The organism is Nocardia sp. NPDC049737, from assembly GCF_040674755.1.
Classification (GTDB): Bacteria; Actinomycetota; Actinomycetes; order Mycobacteriales; family Mycobacteriaceae; genus Nocardia.
Genome location: NZ_JBFANH010000028.1, coordinates 53,495 through 63,344 on the forward strand (window position 1 = coordinate 53,495; position 9,850 = coordinate 63,344).

The 9,850-nt window shown below is 64.0% G+C and carries 9 protein-coding genes and 1 pseudogene; 7 read left to right on the top strand and 3 right to left on the bottom strand.

Annotated features, from left to right (window positions below):
• Complete coding sequence (locus AB0J47_RS31715) at positions 1–369, bottom strand: hypothetical protein (RefSeq protein ID WP_364354421.1); 369 nt, start codon at positions 367–369, stop codon at positions 1–3.
• A 621-nt stretch (positions 370–990) separates the two neighbouring features.
• Here AB0J47_RS31715 and AB0J47_RS31720 point away from each other — a divergent pair.
• Entirely contained in the window at positions 991–1,449 is a 459-nt protein-coding gene (locus tag AB0J47_RS31720; RefSeq protein WP_364354424.1) for a site-specific integrase, read from the top strand.
• A gap of 146 nt (positions 1,450–1,595) precedes the next feature.
• Here the strand turns inward: AB0J47_RS31720 and AB0J47_RS31725 are convergent, their stop codons facing one another.
• Positions 1,596–2,720, bottom strand: coding sequence for an FAD-dependent monooxygenase (locus tag AB0J47_RS31725; RefSeq protein ID WP_364354427.1), 1,125 nt, complete (start codon positions 2,718–2,720; stop codon positions 1,596–1,598).
• Positions 2,721–2,815: 95 nt separating this feature from the next.
• On the opposite strand from AB0J47_RS31725, the gene AB0J47_RS31730 reads away from it, so the two are divergent.
• The 4 genes and pseudogenes from AB0J47_RS31730 (at position 2,816) to AB0J47_RS31745 (ending at position 4,996) form a co-directional block, all read left to right on the top strand.
• A complete protein-coding gene (locus AB0J47_RS31730) occupies positions 2,816–3,541 on the top strand; it encodes a TetR/AcrR family transcriptional regulator (protein WP_364354430.1) in 726 nt (241 codons plus the stop codon).
• A gap of 180 nt (positions 3,542–3,721) precedes the next feature.
• Positions 3,722–3,847: pseudogene (locus AB0J47_RS31735) on the top strand (recombinase family protein); the annotation flags it as partial.
• 321 nt (positions 3,848–4,168) lie between these two features.
• On the top strand, positions 4,169–4,315 hold the full coding sequence (locus tag AB0J47_RS31740; RefSeq protein ID WP_364354433.1) for a hypothetical protein: 147 nt from the start codon (positions 4,169–4,171) through the stop codon (positions 4,313–4,315).
• A 426-nt stretch (positions 4,316–4,741) separates the two neighbouring features.
• The gene (locus tag AB0J47_RS31745; protein ID WP_364354435.1) at positions 4,742–4,996 is read left to right on the top strand and encodes an IPT/TIG domain-containing protein; all 255 of its coding nucleotides are present in this window, start codon (positions 4,742–4,744) and stop codon (positions 4,994–4,996) included.
• A gap of 741 nt (positions 4,997–5,737) precedes the next feature.
• Here AB0J47_RS31745 and AB0J47_RS31750 read toward each other — a convergent pair.
• Positions 5,738–6,577, bottom strand: a complete 840-nt coding sequence (locus tag AB0J47_RS31750; protein WP_364354438.1) for a dienelactone hydrolase family protein — start codon at positions 6,575–6,577, stop codon at positions 5,738–5,740.
• Between the two features lie 74 nt (positions 6,578–6,651).
• Between AB0J47_RS31750 and AB0J47_RS31755 the strand changes: the two genes are divergently transcribed.
• Complete coding sequence (locus AB0J47_RS31755; protein ID WP_364354441.1) at positions 6,652–7,638, top strand: helix-turn-helix domain-containing protein; 987 nt, start codon at positions 6,652–6,654, stop codon at positions 7,636–7,638.
• A gap of 493 nt (positions 7,639–8,131) precedes the next feature.
• Entirely contained in the window at positions 8,132–9,781 is a 1,650-nt protein-coding gene (locus AB0J47_RS31760; protein WP_364354444.1) for an FAD-dependent oxidoreductase, read from the top strand.
• The last annotated feature ends 69 nt before the right edge of the window (positions 9,782–9,850 follow it).

Below are 9,850 nucleotides of genomic sequence, written 5' to 3' on the forward strand. Positions count from 1 at the left end.
CTAGTGTCCTGCGCCTGAAATGCGTTGAAGATATTTAGCGAGTGATTCGAGGATTTCCTCTGCGGTTTTGCGCCAGAAGCGTTGGGAGTTGGGACGCTTGGCAGGTGGCAAATCACGACGATCCTGTGCCGCCAGGCAGTTCGGACGATGACGTGGCCCCTTCCGCCGAGAAGGAGACTGCTGTAAGGCGGAGGCGTACAGCACCTGGTCGACAGCGAGGCCGACCGATGAACGAACCTCGAACAGCGTGATCCTGCGGGCAATCATCGAGGACTCGCGGCCTCCCGATCCGGTGTTCGACGGGCTGACACCCGCCCAAGCCAGTCCGGTGCAAGCCATGCTCGCGCGAATCGAGTCTGAAATAGACACCGAGCCAAATGAACACGAGAAAACTGGTCAGCGTCTATACGACTCGCTCGACGACGGCCACGGACCGGCCCCGGCGATATCCGAGCCATCATCGGCGCCTGGCCGAACATCACGCGGGCGCTCGACAATGTTGATGACGCGGTCACTCGTCGGATCTCATTGGGCCAGATCGACACCGTTGTGCACTTGCTGCACACCGTCATCACATTCCTTCTCGATCGCCACGACCGCGCACGCACCTGCCGAGCGCCTCGCGGAATTGGTTCGCGGACATAACGTCGCTGTGGAGTGGTTCCTCCAGACCACAGTTGTCGAGGCGGCATCGGCCGAGGCCGACAGCGTCGTGCTACTGGTTAGCCCGGAGTTGGCCGACATTCTCAGCACCATCGTCCAGCGCTTGCGCAATTCGGACGGCTCGATCCCGCTGGTCGTCTCCTACGACGTCAGGGAGAGAATCTGGAACCCGCCCGCGCCGGTGCTGTTCCAGCGCGGAACCGGCAACGAACGCCGGGCTTATACCCCGACCGCGATCCGCAAGCTGCTAATCAACGCCCTCGCCGCGACCCAGCTCACCGACCCCAACGGCGACCCACTGATTTTCAGGCCCACGACTTCCGCCACATGTTCACCACCGAGGCCGTCGGATCCGGGCTGCCGCTGCACATCGCCGCGGCCCTACTCGGCCACCTCGATCTCGACACCACCCGCGGCTGGACCGCCGTCTTCGCCGAGGATGTCATCAGGCATCACCAGCAATTCATCACACACCGCCGCGCCCTCGCGACAGCGACGAATACCGCCACGTCACACCCGAGGAATGGACCGAGTTCGAAAAGCACTTCCTGCTGCGCCGGGGTCGAACTCGGCGACTGCTTCCGCCCCTACGGGACACCCTGCATCCACGAACACGCTTGCGTGCGTTGCCCATTCCTGCGACTAGACCCCACCCAACGCCCCCGACTCGAACAAATGCAACACAATGCCCGCGCCTGCCTCGACGAGGCCCGTCATCGCCAGTGGCTCGGCGAGGTCAGCGCCCTGCAGGAAACCCTGCGCCATATCGACGCGAAACTCGCCTGACGGGCCCGCGCCGCTGTCCGAGGTGGCTACATCGGTGAATCCTGACGCAGTTGACCGGCGAATCCTGAGGGCACCCCAGCCAGTCGAGATGAGTCCTTCGATGCGAGGAAAGACCGCAGTGCTGTTCTGCGAGGTGAAATTTCGGCTCAGGACAGTTTCGCTTCGGGGGCGAAGGCGGGCAGCTTCTCGAGACTGCCCCGCACGGCCTCGGCGCCGTAGTCGAACATCTGCCGCTCGTAGTCGTCGACCGCGCTGTGCAGGTCCTGGCGGTCGTCGATGGCCTCGATCAGGCAGCGGCGCAGCAGGTCGGCATCGCGCAGCGCGGTGTTCGCGCCATTGCCGCCGGTCGGGGAGGTGGCGTGGATCGCGTCGCCGAGCAGCGTGACTGGGCCGGGCGCCCAGCGCTGGCCGGGCTCGACCACCCGGATGGACAGCAGCGTGCTGTTGTCCGGGTCGGCCTGTTCGATCAGCGCGCGCAGCCGCGGGTGCCAACCTTGCATCCTGGACAGGACGGCGTCCTGCGCGCTCAGGTCCTCGAGCGAGCCGTTGGGCGGCAGGATCATGGCCCAGCGCACGTAGTCCCCGATGTCGGGCAGTGAGACTTCGGGGGCCAGTTGTTCGGCGGCCTGCTTGGGCGGGGTGGGGAAACGCATCGCGCCCAGCAGCAGGCTGACGCCGTCACCGGTGATCTTCGATCCGTAGGCCTTGGACAGGCCGGCGAACTCGTCGGTCAGTGGGGTGCGGCCGATGACGAACCGGACGCCGGTGTCGGTCGGGGTGGTCTGTGGCGACAGCACCCCGCGGACCGCGGAGGTGATGCCGTCCGCGCCGACGAGCAGGTCGGCGGTGGCCGGGTCGCGGCGGGCGAACTGGGCTCGGACTTTGCCACCGGCCAGGACGTCGTAGCCGGTGAGCGCGGCGTCGGTGTGCACGGTGAGGCCGGTCAGCAGTAGGTGTCGTAGCACTTGGCGGTCGACGACGATGCCAGTCCGGCTCGCGCCGAGCCTGCCGATCTCGTTCAATTGCGGGTCCAGGATCAGCTGCTCGGCGGAGGCGTCCATGACGATCTCATTCAGCAGCGGGTGCCAGCGCGTCGGCAGGCAGTCGCGCAGCGCCTGAAAACCGATTGGGTTCAGCACGAGCCGATAGCCCTGGAACCGCGCGACAATCCCCGGGTCGCGTTCGAACACCTCGGCCTCGATCCCGGCACCACGAAGGCCCTGCGCGAGCGCCAGACCTCCCAGACCGGCTCCGACAACGGCAACTCGCATCGCACACCTCCGCGAACATCGATACGAACTAAGTTCGTTATTGCGATCAAAGTTCTACCTAACGAACTTAGATCGTGTCAAGGTAGAGTTCCGGCATGCCCGCCGCTCCCCGCCAACGCCGCGCCGCTCGCCACGCCCAGCCCGCAGCGGGGTCCGTCGCGGAAGCACCACGCAAGCAGCCGATCACCGTCGAACGGATCACTGACGCCGCCTTGGAAGTCGTCGCCACCGAGGGGTATGACGCCCTGACCGTCCGCCGGGTCGCCGCCGTGCTCGGTACCGGTCCGTCGTCGCTGTATGCGCACATCGTCAACAAGGACGACATCGCCGATCTGCTGATCGGCAGGCTCTACGCAGAGGTTGCGCTCCCCGAACCGGACCCGACTGCCTGGCGCGAGCAGCTACTAGGGGTGTACACGCAGATCCGCGACCAGTACCTGAAATACCCCGGCGTCTCGCGTGCCGCGCTGGCCACGGTGCCGACCAATCTCGAGACACTGCGCGTCGGCGAAGGAATCCTGGCGATCCTGCTCGCGGGTGGCATCGAGCCGAGGACGGCCGGATGGGCCCGCGACGCGCTCTCCCTCTACGTCAGCGCCTATGCGCTCGAACAGTCGCTGGTTCAGCAACGGCGCCGACGCCAGGATCAGGAATGGGTGCTCAGCCACGAGGAGTTGTTGGACCGCTTCACCGCCCTGCCCGCCGAGAAATTCCCGCTGACTCGACGTCATGCCGCCGAGCTGATCTCCGGCACCGGACCCGACCGGTTCGAGTTCACCCTTGGCCTACTCATGAACAATCTGCGGCCCGCATTCGATTAACCCACGGCGCGCGGTGGCCACAAGGATCGACTACCGGAACGACAGCTCGATCCAGCCGACCGCGATCGAGATCCTGTCCGGAGTGGACCGTGGCCACCATGAGCCACCACCACGACCGCTGCGGCCTCGCCGGCAACCCAACATCACGCGCGATGGCGCTTGCTGCGACGGTCCAGCGATGTGGACCGGCTCGCCCGCAACCTCGACGATCTGCACCACCTGGTGCGGTTGCTGACCGGCAAGGGTCTGCGGGACGAATTCATCAAGGAGGCATTGACTTTCGCTGGGGAGGACTCGGCGATGGCGCTACATGGCGGTGAATATCGCGCGGCTCATGGAAGGGGTACCCGCGCGGGGTTCAGCGAGCCGAAAAGTGTCGGTAAGCGGAAGGGGCATCTGCCGAGTCTGCGGGTTGGCCCTCGAGCACTTGAATCTGGTCGTGCGGGTTGGGCTCGTCTATTGTTCGTTAATTGTGACGGCGGTTGCTCACGAATCTCGACGGGCGTGTTGAGGAGTCGAGATTTTACGGATTCAGGCATCACCGTTGATTAATGATGTAACTGTAAAGAGTATAAGAGTGCGTAGACAAGGAGCGTGCCGACGTCTGAGATGTCGAAAGTCGAGCCTGTGTGCGACGACCCCCCACTGATCGGCCCGAGCTGCGACTCACTGCCGATGTTCATCGAGCCTGCTCAGCTGCAATTGCTCGACAACTGGGGCTCGCCGGTCGACCTCTTCCGCATCCATCGAGCAGCCCAGAAGCACAGCGACTGAACATATGTCCAGAATCCGGGACCTGTACCCCTCCGGCGGCGCTCATCGAAATAACTCGATCTGGACACGCGATCAAGCTTCTCGAGAAAACGCTTCTGGGATTCGTGAGTAAACATCGTCAAAATTCAAGAAATAAATTCCGGCGTTAATAGGGGACTTGATGATGTAGCCCAAAGAAGGCTGTTGTGCTGAGATCTTCGGCAACGTATCTTTGTGGATGGGTCTATATTTGATCCCATTTATGCGAGGGGGAAATGTAGGCGACGCGAAATTACTGGTGTGAACATGCGTGCCGATACTGCCGGTAACACCCCGAATGCTTGGTCGGCCCCAATACCTGATGATCCGGAGCTCCGGGCCTACAGGTCATCTGCGACACCGTTGCAGTACAACCCTTTTTCACCTTCTCCGTTTGGATTGATACCAATGGCACCTGTTCTCACCTCCCTGACACCCTCTTCCGGCCCTGCGACGGTTTTCAGCTCTGTGGTGATCACCGGCTCCGGGTTCAGTAATGTCGGTCCTTTGACCGTGCGGTTCGGTAGCCAGGCAACCACATTCACCATCGACTCCGACACTCAGATCACGGCCATCTCCCCGACGGGGACAGGCACGGTGAACGTCACCGTCACCGTGGAGCTGGACGGCACCAGCAACTCACTGCCCTACACCTACGTCTGACGGCTGGTGCGGCTGGGCCGTCGGCCGGATTGTCCTTGATCTGCACCGCGGCCCGGATCGCCTGCTCAGCCACCTCCCGAACCCGCACCATCCCTACTTCCAGCCGCCGCGAATTATCTGCGGTAGTGTGCCGCCCATCGCCCGGCCATTGATAGCGAAACCGCTCAACGAGACTTTTCGATGATTTGGACCCGCAGAGCAGTAGTGTGGTCGGTGCCCCAATTGAGTTGGGTGCGTATACATTCGAACCTCGGCCCCGGTCCCTGCAACTTGGGTTCACACGATCGTCGCAACACTCTCGATTCGAGAGGTTGCGGCGATCGTGTCGTTTTCGGAGGATGTGGTTCGGTTCGGTGATCAGCTGGCGCGGCTGGTCGATGCCGGGGTTGCGGTGAGGGATGCAGCTGGGTTGCTGGGGATCGGGCGGGGCGTTGCTATGCGATCTTGCGTGCGAAGGGTCGTCCAGCGATTCACTCGCGGCGGCCCGAAACACCCCACCTATCAAGCCCTCGAAGAGTTGGGACGGGCGGTGCGCACGATCTAATCCGCAATTCCACGACCTGATCGGCGACAACGAACGCCGGGCGATGTCGCCGTTGTCCTGGTCGAATATCAACCCTTATGGCCGATTCCGGCTCGACATGGACACACGCCTGGACCTGAGCCGAGAACGTGTTGCGGGCTGGAGAATTCCTGTACGTCGGAAGTGGCCGCGAAGCTGGACCAGCAGTGGACGCGATGTCACTGCAACGGGACGTCCGCAGTCAGCCGGTCCACGAGAAAGGCGAGGATCTCGTCGCGGGCCGCGGCGGTCGGCTCCCCCGCCGTATCGACCAGATGCGCGGTGACCACACTGTGCGGGCAGCCGACGATCTGCGAGAAGAACGGCGGCGGAGAGGGGTTCGCCGCGTCGGCGGGCAGCACTCTCGGCTCGAAACGCGGACCCAGCGCTGCGGCGTAGGCGGCGAAACGCTGCGCGGTGCAGAAGCGGTCGCCCTCGAAGCGATAGGCGCGCACCACGAGATCATCGCGATCGAGTCGCTCCCGCACGGCCGCGAGCTCACCGGGCGAAATCTCTAGTCCGCCAGGCTCATCCAGTGGCAGTGACGGCTGGCACAGCACCGGCGCCAGCATCGCGGGCTCGAGCATCATGGTGAGCGCGAAATTCCCGGTGAAGCACATACCCAGCGCGCCGACGCCGAGACCGCCGCATTCGCGATGGGCCAGGGCTGCCAGCGCACGCAGCCACACCGCGACCGGGCTGGACTTGCCCGCGCCGAAGGCCCGGAATTCCGCGCTGACACAGGCTCGTTTGAAGACTTCCACGCCGGCCTCTGCCTCCGGATAGGCACCGTCGCGGCCGAACAGTGACGGCAGGTAGACGGTGAGCCCGGCGTCGCGCACCCAGCGGGCGAAGCGAGCCACATCGGGACTGATGCCGGGCATTTCCGCCATGACGATGACCGCCGGTCCGTTGCCGCTGACGTACACCGTGTGGGCTACTCCGTCGAGCGTGATCGACCGGGGTGCGAAATCGGCGAGGTCGTCGTCGAGAGAATCCTGTGGGAGAGGTTGCTGCACACCCCAAACCCTGCCGCAGCAGGTCAGCACACCGCCATTGGCAAGATCGCCACTCTTCGGTCTAATCTCGCCAAATGATTACCCACCTCGCGCTGGACGGTGTGCTCGAAGGTGCGCTCGGCCTCGGTATCGACATCGTCGACACGGCAGCCGGGATCGCCGGTGACACGACGAGCGGGCGGCTGCGGCAGCGCGTCGCATCACTCGATGGGCTGCCGGTCCGATCCAGCGGTGGGCGGCTGATCAGCGTCGATACCGAAACCCCGCTCGGCGCGGCGGAGTTCGAACCCGGCGATATTCTGGTGCTGCCCGGGCCGTCCGCGTCCAGCGAAGCGCCTGTCGAGGAACTGCTGACCCGACCCCAGACCATGCAGGCCGTCGAAATCATCCGGCGTGCGGCAGATTCCGGCGCTACGGTAGCTGCCTCCTGCTCGGCTGTCTTCGTGCTCGCGGCCTCGGGGCTGCTGTCGGGCCGGGCCGCCACCACTACTTGGTGGCTGGCGCCGCTGTTGGCCCGCCGCTTCCCCGATGTCACCGTGCACTCCGATCGCATGGTGGTCGACAGCGGCGCAATACTCACCGCCGGTGCGGCTTTCGCCCACACAGATCTGCTGCTGGCGCTGGTCGCCCGCCTCGGCGGCGGTGCACTGGCCGAGCAGGTGGCTCACTACCTGGTGCTCGATGCCCGCATGTCGCAGTCGCGCTACATGGTGCTCGAGCATCTACGGGCCACCGACCCGGTGCTGCGCGCCGTGCAACAGCACGTGCACGCCAATCTGCACCGGCAACTATCGCTGGACGAATTGGCCAGTGTCGCAGCGGTTTCTCCGCGCACTCTGACCCGCCGCATCCGCGACCGCGTCGGCGTCTCACCCACCCAGTACGTCCATCGCCTCCGGGTCGGGCAGGCGGCCACCCTACTCACAACCACGCGCGAACCCGTCGACGTGATCGCGGGCGCGGTGGGTTACGCCGATCCGGCGGCCTTCCGGCGCATCTACCGCAGGCACACTGGCGAGACACCGACCGCCACCCGCACCCGCGCGGCCGAATCGACCTAATAGGCCTATGCGGGCCGATCACCCGCGCAAACGCTCGTGTCCGCTCGCGCGACTCGGGGTTGACCGTCGACATGGCACAACCGGTGGACACGAGAACAAGACCGGACGCACCGTGGCCACATACGATGGCGAAAGCTGAACGCCCCAGCACTTCTCGCAATATTCGAGCAGTTCATCGCCAATAATCGCGCAGGTGGCCGGCGTCAGCTGAAACGCGAAAGTTGAACTCCCGCACCGGACATCGGTGCGGGAGCATCCGGTCAATATCCGATTGTGAAGCGGCGCTGGATTAACCGCGGCAGTTTGGTGACTGGGCATCGCCAAGCCCAGCGACACCTGTTCAACAAGTTCCTCGACCAACTGCACCACTGACTGCAAACCGGCCAACCCTACAACGAAAATCGAGCCTTCCCACCGCCTTCCGAGGCCGTCGAAGTTTGACTCTTAGCTACATGAGATGTCTTTCTGTTGGAGCTTCGTTGGGACGGGACGTGTGCTGACTGCCGCTGAGCAGAACTGGATCGTGATCGCTCCCGTGACCTACAGCCGCCCTGCCAGCGGGTTTCCAGCACGGGGTGAATACGCGGCAACAAGAAACTTACGGTTTCAACGTTCGTTGACATCCGCGTTCGGTGGTGGTTGCATCAGCGGTAGCAGGGGGTTTGCCATGAAATGGTCCGACATGAAGCCGGTGCGGACACAGACATGCGATGTGTGCGTTATAGGGGCCGGGATAGCAGGGCTGAATGCCCTATTCGTCGCGAGCCGTTATCTGAGCCGCGACCAGAAAGTCATCCTTGTGGACCGGCACACGCGGGCTGGCGGGATGTGGGTCGACACGTATCCGTACGTCAGGCTGCATCAGCCCCATCCGCTGTTCACCGCGGGCAACATCAAGTGGACGATCCGGAAGGATCGTTCCTACCTCGCGACGAAGAGCGAGGTCCTGGAGCATTTGGAGCACTGCCTGCAGGTCATCGAACAACGCGTCCAGGTCGAGGAGCACTTCGGCTGGGATTACCAGTCGCACGAGGAAACCGGTGGCGGCGTGCGCGTCACCTGCACCGGCCCCGACGGCGCCACGCTCGTGATCACGGCAACCAGGCTGATCAAAGCGTTCGGCACCAACGTCGTGCCGAAGGAACCGCTACATGTGTCGAGCAACCGAGTGCGGTCGGTGTCACCCAACTACTGCGACGTGCGGGGCGGCGAGATAGCCCGCAGTGACACACCGGTGTGGATTATCGGCGGCGGTAAAACCGCGATGGACACTGCTTTAGCGCTGATCACGACCTGCCCGGGCCGGGAAGTGAACCTCGTTGCCGGGCCCGGGACCATCTTTGTCAATCGCGAGCAGATCATGCCGCCCGGCGTACGCCGCTGGTGGGCCGGTGTCATGCCGAACCGCCTGTTCACCGACATCACGCGCCATTTCGACGGAACCAACGAGTCCGAGGTCCAGGATTGGCTGCTGGCCACCGCCGGACTGTCCGTGACCCCGGAAGCGGGTAACTTCTTCGCCGGCCTGCTGTCGCAGACAGAGCAGCAGATCATTCAGCAGGGCCTGAACACGGTCGTCATGGATCACTTCCAGGATGCGGTCGCCCGCGACGGCGCCGTCGAGTTGCTGTTCCGTAGCGGCGATACCGCGGCGACCAGGGCTGGCAGCTGGATCGTGAACTGTACCGGGTACCTGCTGCAGGCCAGCACACCCTATGAGCCCTACGTGTCCCCCAGCGGCTCGGTGCTGTCGATTCAGACACGCTCGGGGACATTCGGGTTCCTCTCGTTCGGCGGTTATTTCCTCACCCACCTGATGTTCCGGGACAAGCTCCGGGAGCTGCCGTTGTACGCCCTCGACGCAGAAGAGATGCGGACAAAGACAGCGACGGCAGCCGCACTCGCATACACCGCTCTGACGCTGCACCTACACAATCTGAGCATCATTTACGACGCGCTCGGGCCGTCGGTGTTCCTGCAGTGCGGACTCGATTTCGACCGGTGGTATCCGATACACCGGCGCCTGGGCAACACCGCGCATTTCATGCGGACACATCGGCGCGACCGGGAACACAACCGCCAGACCCTCGACACCATCCGGGAACGATTCAACGTCCGCTGCGGCCCGATCGTCGGCGTCTGAGGACGTCAGTCCCGCACCGACCGCACGCGCCGGGTGGTGATCTCGGCAAGTTCAGCTGGTTTCTGGTCG